The 16,662-nt window shown below is 74.0% G+C and carries 12 protein-coding genes; 11 read left to right on the top strand and 1 reads right to left on the bottom strand.

All coding sequences use genetic code 11. The features are described from left to right. The first annotated feature begins 14 nt into the window (after positions 1 to 14). The 8 genes from ACIQMJ_RS38320 (at position 15) to ACIQMJ_RS38285 (ending at position 12,265) form a co-directional block, all read left to right on the top strand. Positions 15 to 1,910: a hypothetical protein gene (locus ACIQMJ_RS38320; protein WP_499765922.1), complete on the top strand. Its 1,896-nt coding sequence runs from the start codon at positions 15 to 17 to the stop codon at positions 1,908 to 1,910. Beyond that, the gene (locus tag ACIQMJ_RS38315; protein WP_499765921.1) at positions 1,907 to 2,866 is read left to right on the top strand and encodes an enediyne biosynthesis protein UnbU; all 960 of its coding nucleotides are present in this window, start codon (positions 1,907 to 1,909) and stop codon (positions 2,864 to 2,866) included. The genes ACIQMJ_RS38320 and ACIQMJ_RS38315 overlap by 4 nt, the downstream gene beginning before the upstream one ends. Continuing rightward, on the top strand, positions 2,866 to 8,409 hold the full coding sequence (locus tag ACIQMJ_RS38310) for an SDR family NAD(P)-dependent oxidoreductase (protein WP_499765920.1): 5,544 nt from the start codon (positions 2,866 to 2,868) through the stop codon (positions 8,407 to 8,409). The genes ACIQMJ_RS38315 and ACIQMJ_RS38310 overlap by 1 nt, the downstream gene beginning before the upstream one ends. Further along, on the top strand, positions 8,406 to 8,837 hold the full coding sequence (locus tag ACIQMJ_RS38305; protein ID WP_499765919.1) for an acyl-CoA thioesterase: 432 nt from the start codon (positions 8,406 to 8,408) through the stop codon (positions 8,835 to 8,837). The genes ACIQMJ_RS38310 and ACIQMJ_RS38305 overlap by 4 nt, the downstream gene beginning before the upstream one ends. Positions 8,838 to 9,007: 170 nt before the next feature. Continuing rightward, on the top strand, positions 9,008 to 9,460 hold the full coding sequence (locus ACIQMJ_RS38300) for a hypothetical protein (protein WP_499765918.1): 453 nt from the start codon (positions 9,008 to 9,010) through the stop codon (positions 9,458 to 9,460). A 58-nt stretch (positions 9,461 to 9,518) separates the two neighbouring features. Next, entirely contained in the window at positions 9,519 to 10,268 is a 750-nt protein-coding gene (locus tag ACIQMJ_RS38295) for a DUF6073 family protein (RefSeq protein ID WP_499765917.1), read from the top strand. A gap of 10 nt (positions 10,269 to 10,278) precedes the next feature. Beyond that, positions 10,279 to 11,004: a hypothetical protein gene (locus ACIQMJ_RS38290; RefSeq protein ID WP_499765916.1), complete on the top strand. Its 726-nt coding sequence runs from the start codon at positions 10,279 to 10,281 to the stop codon at positions 11,002 to 11,004. A 4-nt stretch (positions 11,005 to 11,008) separates the two neighbouring features. Next, positions 11,009 to 12,265 (top strand): ABC1 kinase family protein, encoded by a 1,257-nt coding sequence (locus ACIQMJ_RS38285; protein ID WP_499765915.1) that lies wholly within the window; start codon positions 11,009 to 11,011, stop codon positions 12,263 to 12,265. Between the two features lie 15 nt (positions 12,266 to 12,280). Here the strand turns inward: ACIQMJ_RS38285 and ACIQMJ_RS38280 are convergent, their stop codons facing one another. Next, the gene (locus tag ACIQMJ_RS38280; protein WP_499765914.1) at positions 12,281 to 12,931 is read right to left on the bottom strand and encodes a winged helix-turn-helix transcriptional regulator; all 651 of its coding nucleotides are present in this window, start codon (positions 12,929 to 12,931) and stop codon (positions 12,281 to 12,283) included. A gap of 213 nt (positions 12,932 to 13,144) precedes the next feature. Here ACIQMJ_RS38280 and ACIQMJ_RS38275 point away from each other — a divergent pair, with 213 nt between their 5' ends. Genes ACIQMJ_RS38275 through ACIQMJ_RS38265 form a run of 3 tightly spaced genes read left to right on the top strand, consistent with a single transcriptional unit; the run spans position 13,145 to position 16,655 of the window. Then, a complete protein-coding gene (locus ACIQMJ_RS38275; protein ID WP_499765913.1) occupies positions 13,145 to 14,182 on the top strand; it encodes a putative selenate ABC transporter substrate-binding protein in 1,038 nt (345 codons plus the stop codon). A gap of 5 nt (positions 14,183 to 14,187) precedes the next feature. Continuing rightward, on the top strand, positions 14,188 to 14,952 hold the full coding sequence (locus ACIQMJ_RS38270; RefSeq protein ID WP_499765912.1) for a phosphonate ABC transporter ATP-binding protein: 765 nt from the start codon (positions 14,188 to 14,190) through the stop codon (positions 14,950 to 14,952). Next, positions 14,949 to 16,655: a PhnE/PtxC family ABC transporter permease gene (locus ACIQMJ_RS38265; protein WP_499765911.1), complete on the top strand. Its 1,707-nt coding sequence runs from the start codon at positions 14,949 to 14,951 to the stop codon at positions 16,653 to 16,655. The genes ACIQMJ_RS38270 and ACIQMJ_RS38265 overlap by 4 nt, the downstream gene beginning before the upstream one ends. The last annotated feature ends 7 nt before the right edge of the window (positions 16,656 to 16,662 follow it).

Raw genomic sequence — 16,662 nt, 5'->3', positions numbered from 1 at the left:
GGGTCGTGCGTTCCATGCCCAAGACCTTCCGCGGGGCTGTCGCCGCCGCCGTCATGTTGGGTTCCTGTGCCGCGCTCGGGGCGATGGCGGTCCGCCCGAGCCCGAGCCACGACGAGGTGGCCGCCCGGTCGGCGGCCTTCTCGTTCACCACCGAGCTGCTGAACACCGCGCCCGCCCGCGCGCACCGGGAACGGTCGGTCGCACCCGCGCTGCGCGGCATCCGCAGCTGGATCTCGGCCGTCGGTGCCGCCGTGGCGGCGACCGACCTGCGCGGCCTCGGCCGACCCGGCGACGTGTGCCTGGTCGACCCGAGGGACGACTCGGTCACCGTGCGGCCGGCGCCGGGCGACGCGCAGCCGTACCCGCCCGTCCGGCTGTCGGCGACCGGTGTCGCGTGGGACGCCACCATGGCGCCGATGGGCTGCGTGCCCGCGGACCTGGACGAGGACGGCGACCTGGACCTGCTCGTCTACTACTGGGGCCGGTCGCCGCTGCTGTTCGTCAACACGTCCTCGGCCACGTCCGTGCCGCGGCCCGACACGTTCCGGGCGCAGGAGCTGCTGCACCCGATGGAGGTGTGGAACTCGACCGCCCTCAACGTCGGCGACGTCGACGGCGACGGCCACCTGGACGTGCTGGTCGGCAACTACTTCCCGGACGGCGCCAAAGTGCTCGACCCGGACGCCACCGACGACGACCGCATGGCGATGCAGGACTCGATGTCCCGCGCGCGCAACGCCGGCGTCAACCGCATCCTGCTCACCGAGCCGCGCGGCGTGGACGTCGCGCCCGAGCTGGTGGACGCGGGCAACGCGCTCTCCGAGACCGCCGCGGCGTCGTGGACGCTGTCCATCGGGCTCCAGGACCTCACCGGCGACGGCCTGCCGGAGATCTACCAGGCCAACGACTTCGGGCCCGACCAGCTCATGGTCAACGAATCCCGGGTCGGCCGCGTCCGGCTCACCGAGGTGACCGGCGACCGCGACCTCACCACGCCGAAGTCCGAGGTGCTCGGCAACGACTCGTTCAAGGGCATGGGCGTGGCGTTCACCTACGACCGCGGCAGCCGGTTGCCCACGATCGTGGTCAGCAACATCACCACCCCGTACGCCCTGCACGAGAGCAACTTCGCGTTCGTCCCGGACGGCGACCCGCGCGAGCTGGCCGACGGCCGGTTCCCGTACCGGGAGCGGAGCGAACGGCTCGGGCTGGCCAGGGCAGGCTGGTGCTGGGACGTCAAGGCGGGCGACTTCGACAACGACGGCGTCGACGAGATCCTCCAGGCCAACGGCTTCCTCAAGGGCGAGGTGGACCGCTGGCCGTTGTTGCAGGAACTGGCGATGGGCAACGACGAGCTGGTGCGCCACCCGTGGGCGTGGCCCGCGTTCGGCCCCGGCGACGACCTGTCCGGCCACGAGGCGAACCCGTTCTGGGTGCGGGGGCGCGACGGCGTCTACACCGACCTCGCGCGGCCCGTCGGCATCGCCGAGCCGGACAACAGCCGCGGCTTGGCGCTGGCCGACGTCGACGCCGACGGCGCGCTCGACGTCCTGGTCGCCAACCAGTGGGAGGACTCGGTCCTGCTGCGCAACCGGAGCACCGCGGCCGGGAGCGCGAACCTGCGGTTCGTGCGCGCCGCCACCACACCCGGCGGACCCGAGGTGCAGGCGCTCGGCGTGCAGGTCGAGCTGCACCACCCCGAACGACCCCAGCGGGCTCAGCTGTACCCGGCGAACGGGCACGCGGGCGTCTCCGCCGCGGAGATCCCCCTGTCCCTGCCCGACGACACCCCGACCCCGGTCACCGTGACCTGGCGCGACGCCTCCGGCCTGCACGAAGCCCGGGTCGACGTGACGCCCGGCCGCTGGACCGCGGTCCTCCACGGCGACGGAACGGTGGCACTGCGATGACGACGACAGCTCCGGCCGATGCCCACCCCGTCGCCGCGACGCGGGGGACCGGCGCCCCGCCGACCCCGCTGACGCCGGAGGCCCGGCGCGAGAAGGCCCTGATCAGGTTCGCCCTGTCCATCACCGTGTTCAACCTCGTCGGCCACGCCCTGCTCGGGTTCGAGCAGTCGCCGATCACGCCGATCGCCACCGTCCTGGCGAGCTACGCGGCGGCGGTGCTGTTCGAAACGCTCGACGCGTGGGCCCGGGGTCGGGCGCCGCAGTACCTGGGCGGGACCAGGCAGCTCGTCCTGTTCCTGCTCCCGGCGCACATCGCCGCGCTGGCGTGCGCGATGTTGTTGTGGGGCAACGCCTCGCTGTGGCCCTACCTGTTCGCGGTGACCGTGGCCAACGCGAGCAAGTACCTGGTGCGCCTGGAGGTGCGCGGCCGGCTGCGGCACGTGCTCAACCCCTCGAACACCGGAATCGTGGTCACGCTGCTGCTGTTCCCGTGGGTCGGCATCGCGCCGCCCTACCAGTTCACCGCCAACGTCGGCGGCGCGCTCGACTGGGCGATCCCGTTCGGCGTCCTGATGCTCGGCACGATGCTGAACGCGAAGCTGACCGGGAAGGTGCCGCTGATCCTCGCGTGGGTGCTGGGCTTCGTCGCCCAGGCGGTGCTGCGCTGGGTGCTGCTGGACCACCACCTCGTGGGTGCGTTGGCGCCGATCACCGGCGTGGCGTTCATCCTGTTCACCAACTACATGATCACCGACCCCGGCACGACGCCGGTGGCCACCCGCGGTCAGGTCGTGTTCGGCCTCACCGCCGCGGCCGTGTACGGCGTGCTCGTGGTGTCGGGGGTCGTGTTCGGGCTGTTCTTCGCCCTGGTGATCACGTGCGTCCTGCGGGCGGGCGTGATCCTGGCGGCACGGCACGTGCCCGTTCGCGCGCGGGCCACGGCGGGGGTGGCCTGATGGACCGGCCGCGCATCGCGATCGTGGGCATGGCGTGCCGCTACCCCGACGCGGACCGCCCCGAAGAGCTGTGGCAGACCGTGCTCGGCCGCCGCCGCGCGTTCCGCGGCATCCCGGAGAGCAGGCTGTCGTCGGACTACATCGGGTCGCCCGACGACCCGGACCGCACCTACGTCGCGCACGCCGGCCTCCTGCGCGACTGGGAGTTCGACCGGCACCGCTTCGGCGTGCCCGGACCGCTGTACCGGGCCACCGACCAGACGCACTGGCTCGCGTTGCAGGTCGCCGCCGAAGCGCTCGCCGACGCGGGTTTCCCCGAGGCCGAGGGGCTGGACCGGGAGCAGGCGGGCGTGGTGCTGGGCAACTCGTTGACCGGCGAGTTCACCCGCGCCCACCAGCTGCGGCTGCGGTGGCCGTTCTTCCGCCGGACAGCCGCCGCCGCGTTCGAGTCAGCCGGTGCGGACCCCGAGCGCGTGGCGGGTGCGCTGACCGCGTTGGAGGAGATGGTCAAGCAGCCGTTCCCGGTGCCGGGTGACGAATCGCTCGCCGGCGCGCTCGCGAACACCATCGCCGGCCGGATCTGCAACCACTTCGACTTCCACGGCACCGGGCACACGGTCGACGGCGCGTGCGCGTCGAGCCTGCTGGCGGTGGCCACCGCGTGCCGGGCGCTGGTGTCGGGCGAGCTGGACTTCGCCCTCGCGGGCGGGGTCGACCTCAGCCTGGACCCGTTCGAGCTGGTCGGCTTCGCGCGGCTGGGTGCGCTGGCCGTCGACGAGATGCGCGTGTACGACGCCGACCCGACCGGGTTCCTGCCCGGTGAGGGGTGCGGTGTGGTGGCGTTGATGCGGACCCGGGACGCGGAACGCGCGGGCCTGCGCGTCTACGCCGAGATCCTGGGCTGGGGCATGTCCTCCGACGGCGCGGGCGGGCTGACCCGTCCCGAGGCGTCCGGGCAGGCGCGGGCCGTGGCCAGGGCGTACCGCCTGAGCGGGGTCGACCCGAGCGCCGTCGACCTGGTGGAGGGGCACGGCACCGGCACCCGGCTCAACGACCTGGTCGAGCTGACCGTGCTGCGCTCGGCGCTGGCCGGCCGCACGACGCCCGCCGTGCTCGGGTCGGTCAAGGCGAACATCGGTCACACCAAAGCAGCCGCGGGGGTCGCCGGTCTGATCAAAGCGGCCCTCGCGGTGCACCACCGCGTCCTCCCGCCGACCACCGGGTGCACGACGCCGCACGAACTGCTGCGCGGCCCCGGCGTGCCGCTGCGGGTGTCGGCCGAGGCGGAACCCTGGGAGAGCCGGACCCCGCACGCGGCGGTGTCGGCCATGGGGTTCGGCGGTATCAACACCCACGTCGTCCTCGGCGGGCACCACACCGGACCGCACGCCGGGCTGAGCGCCGACGTCAAGGCTTGGAGCGCACCGCGCCCGGCCGACGACGTGGTGGTGCTCGGCGCGGGCTCGGCCGGGGAACTGCTGGCGGCACTCGACCACCTCGTCGACCGGGCCCCCGCGCTGAGCTCGATCGAGGTGCACGACCTCGCCGCCACGGCCGCGGGCTCGGCGGCCCACCTGGCTCCGGTGCGCTGCGCCCTGGTCGCCCGGACACCCGCGGGCCTGGCGGACGTCGCCACGAGGGCTCGCGCCCGGCTGGCTGGGAGCGTCGGTGCGGGTGCGGGTGAGGTCGGCGCGTCGGCCGCTGCTGGTCCCGGCTCCGTCGTGGCGGATGACGCGGGGTTCGCCCTCGGGTTCGGCGCACCCGCCCGCGTCGGCCTGCTCTTCCCCGGCCAAGCGTCACCCGTGCGCGCCCAACTGCCCGCCTGGGCCACCGCGCTGCCGGTGCCCGCGCTCCGACCGGACCTGCGGGTCGAGGACGGTGACGTCGACACGGCCGTGGCCCAGCCGGCGATCGTCCGGCAGTCGCTCGCCGGACTCGCCTGGCTCGCCACCACCGGCTGCGCGCCGGTCGCCGCCGCGGGGCACAGCCTCGGCGAGATCGTCGCCCTGGTCTGGGCGGGAGCGTTGACCCCGCGAGCGGGTCTGGACCTCGTCACGGTGCGGGCCGAGCTGATGGCCCGCCACGGCCTGCCCGGCACCACCATGGCCGGCCTGCGCACGGACGCCACGACGGCGGCGGCGCTGATCAAGGAGACCGAGGCGACCATGGCGGCGTTGAACGCGCCGCGGCAGACCGTGATCGCGGGGCCGGCGGCGGACGTCGCCGAAGTCGTGGAACGGGCGCGGGCGCAGGACATCCCGGCGACCCCGCTGCCCGTCTCGCACGGCTTCCACAGCGCGGCGATGGCACCGGTCCAGCCGGAGTTCGAGGTCGCTCTGGCGCGCACCGACTTCGCGCCGCTGCGCCAACCGGTCTTCTCCACCGTCACCGGCGAACCGGTCGAGCGGCCCGCCGACCTGCTCCTGCGCCAGCTCGTGGCACCGGTGCGCTTCCAGGAGGCGCTGGAACACCTGGCGCAGCACAGCGACCTGCTGGTCGAGGTCGGTCCGGGCACGACTACCACCGGCCTGGTGCGCGACAGCGGCATCGCGGTGCCCGTCGTCGGCATGGACTGCGGCGGCGACCCGCGACGCCACGCCCTGGTGGTCGCCGCCCTGGTCGCGGCGGGGGTGCCCGCCACCACGACCTGGTACCGCGACGGCCGGCACCGGCGGTTCGACCTCGACCACCCGGCCGCGTTCCTGACCAACCCGTGCGAGACCGTGCCCACGACCCCGTCCTCCGCGCCGCCGCAGACCCCGCCACCGCCGCAGCCGCAAGGTGAGGCCCTGACCGTGCTGAGGGAGCACCTCAGCCGCAGCCTCGAACTGCCCGCCGAGCGCGTCGCGGCCACCTCCTCGCTGCTCACGGACCTGCACGTCGGCTCCCTGCAACTGCTCGACCTGGTGACGACCGCCGCCGACCTGGTCGGCCGGCAGGCGCCCAGCCCGCACGACGTCATGGCGAACCCGTCGGTCGGCGACATCGCCCGCATGATCGAAGCCTCGCCGCTCAAGCGCACCAGGCTCGACCGGGGACGCGGACTGCGCCCGTGGGTCCGCGCCTTCACCCACCACTGGACGACCCACACGCCGGACGACCCGCGGCCCGCCGAGCCGGTCGACTGGGTCCGCTACGCACCACGCCTGCGCGCACCCGACGGCCCGCCGGCGCGCACGTCCGCACCGAACTCCGCGCGACGCGGCCTCGTGGTCGAGTTCGGCGACGCCGTCGAAGTCGTGCACGAGGTCGGCGCGCTGGCCGCCGCCATCGAGCGCGTCGAGCTCGAACGGCCGGACCTCCTGGTCGTGCTGCACGACAACCACCCGGCCGCCGCCGCGCTCGCCCGCAGCGTCGCCGTCGAGCGGCCGGACTGCGCGGTCACCGTCGTGGACCGCCCGGCGCACCACGGGTTCGACCTGGACCTCGCCGCCCGTGGCGGCTACCTCGAACTGCGCCTCGGGCGGGACGGCCGCTACCAGCGACCGGTCACCGAAGCACGCCCTGCCGGCGAGGGCGCCGCCGCGCCGCTCGCGCCGGGTGACGTGTGCCTGGTGACCGGCGGCACCACGGGCATCACGGCGCGCTGCGCCGCCGTGCTCGCCGAGCGGTTCGGCGCGACCCTGGTCTTCCTCGGCCGGACGCCCGCCGACGCGCCCGCCGTCCGGACGGGGCTCACCCAACTGCCGCAGCGGATCCGGGTCCACTACGTCCAGTGCGACGTGACCGACCCGGCGGACGTGCGGGCCGCCGTGTCGGCCGCCGCGACCTGCGGGCCGATCCGCGGCCTGCTGCACGGCGCCGGGGTCAACGAACCCCGGCCGCTCGGCGCGGTCACCGACACCACGCTCCGCGCGACCGTCTGGCCCAAGGTCACCGGGTTGCGCCTGCTGCTGGAGAGCGTCGGCCGCCACGCCACCCTCGTGCTCGCCTTCGGCTCGGTCATCGGGCGGATGGGGATGCCGGGCCAGGCCGAGTACTGCGTGGCCAACGACTGGATGCGCGCGGAGGTCGAGCGCTGGGCCGCGCGCCACCCGGGTTGCCGCACGCACGCGGTGGAGTGGACCCTGTGGTCCGGTGTCGGCATGGGCGAACGCCTGGGCGTCGTGGACCGGCTGCGCGGGCAGGGCATCGACCCGATCACCCCCGAGGCGGGCGCGGCGGCCCTGGTGGCGCTGCTCGCGGACCCCGGCACGCCGGTCACGGTCATGCCGGCCGGCCGGTTGCCCGCGACGCCGACGCTGGTCCTGCGCGAGCGCGGCGAGCGCGGCCTGCGCTTCACCGAGGAGGAGACGGACGGCACGCCCGGCGTCGAGTCGGTCGTGCACGCCGGGCTCTCCCTCGGCACGGACCCCTACCTGGACGAGCACCGCGTCGACGGCACCCCGGTGCTGCCCGCCGTGGTCGGGCTGGAGGCGATGGCGCAGGCGGTGGCCGCGGTCACCGGCGCGGCGCGGCGGTGGTCGTTCGAGCGGGTCGCCCTGACCGCGCCGGTCACCGTCGCCGAGCGGGGCACACGGACGTTGCAGGTCGCCGCGCTGGCGCGGGACCGGGGCGACGGGGTCGACGTGGCGTTGCGCGACGACGCCGACGGATACGGGGCCATCCGCTTCTCGGCGGAGTCGCGCACCGCCACGTCACCACCCGACCGCGTCGCCGTGCCGTCACCGCCGGCGCGCGCCGAGGGTCGGCACCCGTTCTACGGACCGCTGCTGTTCCACACGGGCCGGTTCGAGCGGCTGGTCCGGTTCGACCACCTGACCGCGTTCGAGGTCCGGGCCTGGGTGCGCGCCGACGACCACGCCCGGTGGTTCTCCGACTTCCACAGCGGCCGACTGCTCCTCGGCGACCCCGGCGCGCACGACGCGAGCGTGCACGTGCTGCTCGCGTGCCTGCCGCACCGCAAGGCGCTGCCCGTGGGCGCGGACCGCGTCACCGTGTGGCGCAGGCCGGACGGGCTGCTGCGGGTGCACGCCGTGGAGACCCGGCACACCGACGACGAGTACTGGTTCGACGTGGACCTGCTCGACCCGAACGGCGACGCGGTCAGCCGGTGGGAGGGCCTGCGGCTGCGGGCCGTCGGCCACCGCCCCTGGAGCGGACCCCTGCCCGCGCCGCTGGTCGGCCCCTGGCTGAGCAGACGGCTGTCCGAGCTGGGCGTCAGCGACCGGGCCGGGCTGACCTCCGTCCGGGACGGTGGCGACGACCGGTTGGTGGCACTGGACCCGGCGGTCGCGGTGCACGCCGAACCGGTGCACGCCGAACCCGTGCACGCAGGGCCGGTGGCAGCGCTGTCGGCGGCGCTCGCGGCCCGCACAGGGGAGGACGTCACGGCCGCCGACGCACGGGCGCGGGCCGTGCTCGGGGCGTTGGGGCTGTCCAAGGTCGACGAGGTCGACGAGGTCGACGTGGGGGACGCCCTGGCCGACGGGCTGGTGCTGCTCCGCCACCGCGGCCGACGCGTGCTCAGCGCCGCGCCCGCCGCGGCGTCGCCCTCCGGACCGGCTCTCGCGGTCGCCGTCGCGGTCGCCGAGCACCCATGACGGCCTACCTGTACCGGCACCGGGTGACGTTCGACGAGACCAACGTCGTCGGCAACGTCTACTTCGCGCACTACCTGCACTGGCAGGGGCACTGCCGCGAGCGCTTCCTCGCCGACCACGCGCCGGCCGTGCTGGCCGCGGTCGGCGCGGGGGAGCTGGTGCTGGCGACGGTGTCGTGCGGGATGGAGTACTACGCGGAGACGTTCGCGCTGGACGAGGTCGAGGTGGCGATGACCCTCCGCGACTCCGGCGGCAACCGCGTGCTCATGGACTTCGACTTCCGCGTGGCCGGCCGGCTGCGCGCCCGCGGGTCGCAGGTCGTCGCCTGCCTCCGGCGGACGGCCGCGGGCACCGAACCGGTGCCGCTGCCCGCCGAGCTGGCCCGCGCGCTGCAGGCTTACCGCGCATCGGAACGGGACGGGCGTTGACCGGCATTCCTCGCCGAGTCATCTTGAAGTGATCGCTGTTCGCAGCGCGATCGTTCGTCAAACTTCCTTGTGCAGCAAGTCTTTCCTGTGTCGGTGGAATGCTGCCCGAGCATTGACTTAGAAAAAGCATAGTGATGTACTCGGTACGAGAGTCACCCCAAGGAGGATCGATGACCGCGACAGCAGAGGCGTCCACCGGAGCCGTCAAGCTCGACACCGCCGCGTTGCTCGACGCGTACCGCGCGCAGATCACGCCGGCGGCGAAGGCGTTCGTCGAGGGCCGGATGTCGGCGAACGAGCTGCGCAGCCGGTGGCTGCCCTACTTCCAGGGCCCGTTCACCGAGTACGAGCTGGCGGTGCAGGCGGCGTGGCGCGACGCCTACGGTCCCGACCACGGCATCGAGCCCGGCCCGCCGCACGCCGACCCCGCGTACGCCGAGCAGCTCAAGCACTTCCCCGTGACGATCTCGCACAACAACCTGGAACGCCTGGTCGACGTGCTGGCGGTCGAGCTGGGTGACCGGACGGCGAGCGCGACGGTCACGCCGGAGCGGGTCATCGACTTCGCGTACGTCATCGACGCCCTCGACAGGTTCATGGCTTCACTCGTCCTGACCTCGTGACGGCGCGGAAGCCGTGCGCCGCTCGGCGTGCGGACGACATCTCGTGAACAGGAGTGGCATGGACAACAACGGCATCCCCGTCAGCGTCATGGAGATCCTGAAATCGGTCGGAGCGGTGAGCGGCGCGGACGGTTCCGCGCTGTCCAACGCCGAGGTCGTCAAGGGCCACGACCTCGCGTGGGGCGGTCCGGGCAACCTCTACACCATCCGCCCGTACACCCTCAGCCCGGCGGCGCTGGAGGTGTTCACGGTCCGTGAGCGCATCCACGTCAGCATCGACGGCCTCGGCGAGGACCTGGTCGACCTGCACGGCGTCGGCGTCTACCGCCGGCACGAGCCGCGCATCGGCGCGGAGGGCGCCGACGAGCTCACCTGGACCACGGCCACCATCGGCGCGCAGTTCCTGTCGCTGCAGGTGGTCGGGGACAGCGAGGTCTTCGGCCAGGTCCGCGTGACCAACACGCCGTGGAAGCGGGAAGGCGCCACGGTCGCGCCGGCCCAGCCGGGCGGCGGCAAGGTCACGCCGCTGAAGAACTGCGTGACGCTGCTGTTCCCGCGGTTCGAGATCGAGAACCTGGGCGCGATCGTCGACACCGGCGACGCGCCGGTGGCCGTCGAGTCGCGGGTGAACATGGTGCCCCCGATCGGCGACGTGTCCCGCACGTCGCACGGTTACGCGCTGTACGACGGCAGCCGTCAGGTCGGCACGCTGATCGCGGCCGACCTGGAGATCGGGGCCCTGCTGCACCACATCCCGATCGAGACGGCCAAGGACCCCGTCGAAGCCTACGCGGTGACCTCGGTCTAGGAACCCGCGGATGGGTGACTCCACGGTCGGGTGGGCCCGGACCAACCTCGGTGCGGGCCCGCTCGACTCCTACGCGTTCCTGGTGGAAGCCTCGCTCGGGCACCGACCGATGACCTACCTGTTCGCCCGGTCCACGAGCGCGGGCGACACCGGGGCGGCACGGGCCGTGACGGTGCTGCTGGTGCTCGGCCCCGCGGCCCTCGCGGGCACCCGGGTGACCATCGAGGAGGTCCTCGGCGCGGAGGCGGCCGAGGTGACCACGTTCCTGACCACGATGCGCGCGCCCAAGGTGATCACGGCCGCGCACGTGTACGAGTGCCTGCCGCTGACCGACGTCGGGTACGTCGACCTGATGGCGTGGTCGCACCCGCCGGCCGGCGACGTGGACGACCGCGTGTCGCCGTGGAGCCGGTGGCACGACCTGCCGGGCTGCACGACCCGCGTGTCCAAGGCGGCGCACGGCTACGAGGTGGTGGAGACCGTCAGCGACGAACACGGCATCCCGGTCGCGCGCAGCACCGTGCTCGACGGCGAGGAGACGCGCCGGTGGGAGGCGCTGGAGCTCGGTGGCGCCGAGTGGGACCACCTGCCCGTGCGCATCCGGGTCTCCCGCCCGCGCACCGGGCACTGGACGTCGTTCGAGCGGACGACCGAGCCCCGGCCGGTGCCGCCGGAGCTGCTGGCGGCGGATTCGGCGACGCTGCGCGACGCGGTCGCGAGCCTGGTGGGGGGATGAGGGCGTGACGACGGTCGTGATCACCCGCAGGGCGGTCCAGGTGGTGCTGGCGCTGGTCGCGCTGGGCGGTTCGGTGGCGTTCGCGCGGGTCCGGCACCGCGGGCGGTGGCGCGAGCACGCCGCCGAGCGGGTCGCCTCGGTGGTGGAACGCCTCGGCGGCGCGTTCCTCAAGGGCGGTCAGTTCCTGAGCACGCGGCGGGACCTCGTCGGCCCGACCCTGGCGCACGCGCTGGGACGCCTCCAGGACGACGTGCGGCCGATGCCCGCCGCCGACGCGGTCCGGGTGGTGGAGCGCGCGGGCGTGGGCCACGCCGACGCGGTGCGCCGGGCCGTGCTCGCCGGACCGGTGGCGAGCGGTTCCATCGCGTGTGTCTACCGGGTGGTGCTGCCGGACCGCGTGGTGGCGCTGAAGGTGCGCAAGCCCGAGGCGGTCCGGCAGATCACCGCGGACACCCGGATCATCCGGGGCCTGGCGCGGGCGCTGGCGCTCGTGCCGGTGTTCCGCGGCGTGCCGCTCGGTGACATCGCCGACCAGCTGTGCGGCTGCGTGCTCGACCAGCTCGACTTCGACCGGGAGCGGCGCAACCTGCGCCGGTTCGGCGAGCTGACCGCCGACCTCGACGCCGTCACCGTCCCGGGGGTGGTGGACGGCATGTGCGGCGACGGCGTGCTGGCCATGGACTTCCTCGACGGCCTGGACCGCAGCCCCGACGCCGGCCCGGAGTTGGCGGCGGCCGTGGAGACGCTGGTGCGAGCCATGTACGAGTCGATGTTCCTGCACGGGTTCGTCCACGTCGACCTGCACCAGGGCAACGCCTACTTCCGGCCGGGCGGCGACGTGGTCGTGGTCGACTTCGGCTTCGTCTACCAGCTCGGCGACTTCGCCCGCACGAAGTTCACCGCGTTCTTCGCGGGCATGATCGACGGCGACGGCGCCGGGTGCGCCGACACCCTGCTGTCCACGGCGCGGGCGGTGTCCGGTGCGGCGGACCTGGCCGGGTTCCGCCGCGACGTCGCCGACCTCGTGCGGCGCAACTGCGGGCGGGCCGTGCGGGACTTCAGCCTGCCCCGGTTCGCCGCGGCGCTGTTCGACCTCCAGCGCCGCTACGGCGTGCACGCCGACCCGGAGTTCACGTTCCCGCTGCTGAGCCTGCTGGCGCTGGACGGCGTGGTCAAGCAGCACCACCCCGAGATGGACTTCCAGCTGGAGGCCGCGCCGTTCGTCATGGCCGGTCTGCTCGAAGCGGGCGGGTCGGCCTGACGCCGGGGTCGGGGACTAGGACAGGCCCAGCATGCGGGTGCACCGGTGGATGACCTCCGGGTCGCCGTCGACCTTGATGTCACCGGTCACGATCGCGTCGAACGGGGTCAGCATCCGGGCGCCGATGCGGACGAACGTGTCGGCCGCGCAGGTGATCGTCAGGTCCGGCACCGGCACCGAACCGGGCGAGAAGGTCACCGCGCCGCCGCGCACCTCGATGGCGAAGCTGTGCTCACCGACCCGGAACTCGTAGGTCTCGTCCACGTCCGGGATGCGGTCGTGGTCGACCATCGCCTGCAGCGCCAGGAAGCCCCACTCGTCGCGCACCGCCTTCTTGGCGTCGCTCTCCCGCAGGAAGCCCATGCCCCACTTGGCCAGCGCGAGCACCGGGCCGCGCAGCTCCTCGCCCAGCTCGGTGAGCTGGTACATCTTGCCGCGCGAGTCGCCCTCCACGGGCAGCTGCCTGATCACCTCGTGCTCGGTCAGCATCTTGAGCCGGTCGGCGAGCAGGTTCGGCCCGATGCCCGGCAGGTTCTCCAGGAGGCTGTTGAACCGCGTCGGCGCGATGAGGAGCTCGCGGATGATCAACAGCGTCCAGCGCTCGCCGATCACGTTCAGGCCGCCCGCCAGGCCACAGAACTGGTTGTAGTCCCGCCGGACGTTCATGGTGCCGCGCCTTCCGTCGAAGGTAGCTGTTGAGACTGATAGTAGCATCGCGTCGTGGCCACTGGCCGCCCGCCCTGCTCCGTCAGGACCAGCGTGCCGGGCAATACTGGCTCAGCCTCTGTGAACGTGCGTTTGTCCAGGGCTTTTCGGGCAGGGACGAGGGCTGTCCGGAACGCTCGTCGACCCTGTTGACGCCATAGTCGATACACTACTATGAAGTTATCTGCTGAGTGTATCCGGCCGGCGAAGCGTGGCGCACGGGCACGGCGCGCGGCGGGGCCGTCGGAGACGCGAGTGCCGACCGGCCCGCGCGGTGGAAGCGGCATCCGGCGGTCCCGATGGGGGAGGAACGCCATGCGGCGTGTTGTGCGAGCGATCCTGTTATCCGTGGTCCTGGTCCTCACGGCGGCGTGCGGCGCGGGAGCCGGCGCCCAGCCGGACGGGTTGCGCATCGGCGCGATCCCGGACCAGGACCCGCAGCAGCTCCAGCGGATGTACGGGGTGGTCTCGGACTACCTCCGCGACCGGCTGGGCGTGCCGGTGGAGTACGTGCCCGTGCGCGACTACGCCGCGGCCGTGGCCCAGTTCGAGCGCGGCGACCTGGACCTGGTGTTCTTCGGTGGACTGACCGGCGTGCAGGCCCGGACCAGGGTGCCCGGCGCGGTGCCGATCGCCCAGCGGGACGTCGACGCCCGGTTCCGCAGCGTGTTCGTGGCCGACGCGGCGGCGGGCATCGAGCCGTTCACCGAGGTCGCGGGCCTGGCCGCGCTGAAGGGGCACTCGTTCACCTTCGGCAGCGACACCTCGACCTCCGGCCGGCTCATGCCGCAGCACTTCCTCACCCGGGCCGGGGTCTCGGTGGCCGACTTCGCCGGCGAGCCGGGGTTCTCCGGGTCGCACGACGCCACGCTGAAGCTGGTCGAGTCGGGCGCCTACCACGTGGGCGTGCTCAGCGCCTCGGTCTGGGACAAGCGGGTCGCCGAGGGCAAGGTCGACACCGCCGAGGTGCGCGAGGTCTTCCGCACCCCCACCTACCACGACTACCACTGGCTGGCCCGGCCCGACCTCGACGACCACCGCGGCCAGGGGTTCACCGACCGGGTCCGCGACGCGCTGCTCGGCTGCGACGGCAGCGACGACCGGGAGAAGCAGGTGCTCGACCTGTTCGCGGCGGGCGGTTTCGTCGCCGCGGCGGTCGGGGACTACGCGGAGATCGAGGCCGTCGCCGGTCAGCTCGGATTGCTGCGCTGACCCCCGTGGCAGGCGACCGCGTCTTCGAGTTGCGCGCAGCTTCGGTCCGCCTCGGCGGGGCGGACGTGTTGTCCGACATCGACCTGGAGATCGGGGCGGGCGAGCGGGTGGCGCTCATCGGCCCGAGCGGTGCGGGCAAGACCAGCCTGATCAGGCTGCTCAACGGCACGGTGGCCGCGACGCGCGGACGGGTGCGCGCCCTCGGGTGCGACTACCGCGCCGCGTCCACCCGGAAGGTCCGCGCCGCGCGGCGGCGGATCGGCACCGTGCACCAGCACTTCGACCTCGTCGCGCAGCTGCGCGCGGTGCACAACGTCAACGCGGGCAAGCTCGGCACGTGGCCGTTCTGGAAGGCGGCGCTGTCCCTGGTCCGCCCCTTCGAGGTCGCCGGCGCCGAGGCCGCCCTGCGCCGCGTCGGCATCGGCGACAAGCTCCGCGAGCGCACCGGCGACCTCTCGGGCGGCGAGCAGCAGCGGGTGGCGATCGCCCGGGTGCTCGCGCAGGAGCCGGAGGTGATCCTCGCCGACGAGCCGATCGCGAGCCTGGACCCGGCGCGCGGGCGGGAGGTGGTGGACCTGCTGTTCGCGATCGCCGCCGAGACCGGGACGACGCTGGTGGCGAGCCTGCACGACCTCGACCTGGCGCTGGGCCGGTTCGACCGCGTCGTGGGGCTGCGGTCGGGCCGGGTCGTGGTCGACGCGAAACCGGCCGACGTGCGCGACGCCGACGTCGCCCGGCTGTTCCGGACCGACCCGGGCGGCGGGTCGTGACGCTGACCGCCGGGGCGGCCGTGGAGGAACGCGTCGGCTGCCTGCCGCCGTCCGCCGTCCCAAACCGGTCGCCCCGTCCCGCCGGGTCCGGGAGGCGCCGGCGGTGGTGGCTGGTGGCGTGCGCGGCGGCCGTCGTGGCGTCGGCGCTGCCCGTGGCGCTGGACGGCGACCCCGTCGTCCGGGCGGACGGCCTGCGGCAGCTGGTCGAGTTCTTCGCCGCGGCGGTCCACCCCCGCGCGGACGGCGCGTTCCTGGCGCTGGTCGGCGCGTCGACCCTGACCACGGTGGCGTACGCGGTGCTGGGCACTGCGGTCAGCCTGGTGATCGGCCTGGTCGGCGGCGTGCTGACGTCCCAGGTCTGGTGGCGGGCCGACGCGCCGGCCCGGCGCACGCGCGACGTGGTGGCGTGGGGCCTGGCCCGCGTCGCGCTGGTGGTGCCGCGCGGCGTCCACGAGGTCATCTGGGGGCTGGGCCTGCTGATCGTGCTGGGCCGCAGCCCCGTGGTGGCCGTGCTGGCGATCGGCATCCCGTTCGGCGCGGTGACCGCCAAGGTGTTCTCCGAGCTGCTCGACGAGACCGACCGGGCCGCGCACGACGCGCTGCTGGCCGCCGGCGCGCGCAAGTCCTCGGCCGTGCTCTACGGCCTGCTGCCGCCGGCGTTCGGCGACCTGGTGTCGTACGCGTTCTACCGGCTGGAGTGCGCGATCCGCAGCGCCACGATCCTCGGCCTCGTCGGCACCGGCGGCCTGGGCACGGAGTTGCTGGACAGCTTCCACGCGCTGGTCTACCGCGAGATGTGGACGCTGCTCTACGCGTTGATCCTGCTCAGCGCGCTCGCCGACGGGTGGAGTTCGCTGGTGCGGTCGAGGCTGTCCGGATCGGCCGGCCGGCGGCACGGGTCGGTCCGGAACCGGGACGCCGTGGTGGTGGGCTCGATCCTGCTCGCCGCGGCCCTCGCGGTGGCCTCGGCGTGGTGGGTGCGCCTGGACCCGTCCGTGCTGTGGAGCGACCGGTCGCTGCGCCAGGTCTCGATGCTGGCCGCGCAGGTGTGGCCCCCGGAGCCGGTGGACGGCGGGGTGGCGGAGCTGCTGCGGCTGTCCGGCGTCACGCTGGCCATGTCCGTGCTGGCGATGGTGATCGCCTTCGCGGTCGCCGCCGTGCTGGCCGTGCCCGCGGCGGCGCTGCCCCAGCTCGACCGCGGCGCGGCGGCCCGCGCCCGACGCCTGCCCGCGCTCGTCGCCGCCCGGCTGGCGATGATCGTGCTGCGGGCGGTGCCGCCGCCGGTGTGGGCGCTGCTCGCGTTGTTCGCGTTCCACCCCGGCGTCGTGCCGGGCGCGGTCGCGCTCGGGATCTACACCGCCGGTGTGCTGGGCCGGCTCATGGCCGAGGCGGTCGACAACCTCGACGGGCGGCCGTTGCGGGCGTTGAGCGCGCTGGGAGCGCCACGCGGGCAGCTCGTCTGGTACGGGGTGCTGCCCGCCGCGGCGCCCAGGTTCGCCGCCTACAGCCTGTACCGGTGGGAGGTGACCGTCCGCGAGACCGTGGTGGTCGGCGTCGTCGGCGCGGGCGGCCTGGGCGTGCTGCTGCACCACCAGCTCAACAGCTTCCACTTCGCGCGGGCCGCCACCATCGTGGCGACGATCGTGCTGCTCACCCTGGTGGTGGACTTCGTCGGCGCGGCGGCCCGCCGGGCCATCCGGTGACCCGGCG

Origin of the sequence: Actinosynnema sp. NPDC091369, assembly GCF_044757065.1 — a bacterium.
GTDB lineage: Bacteria > Actinomycetota > Actinomycetes > Mycobacteriales > Pseudonocardiaceae > Actinosynnema.
This window is presented reverse-complemented; position numbering and strand designations above follow the sequence as displayed.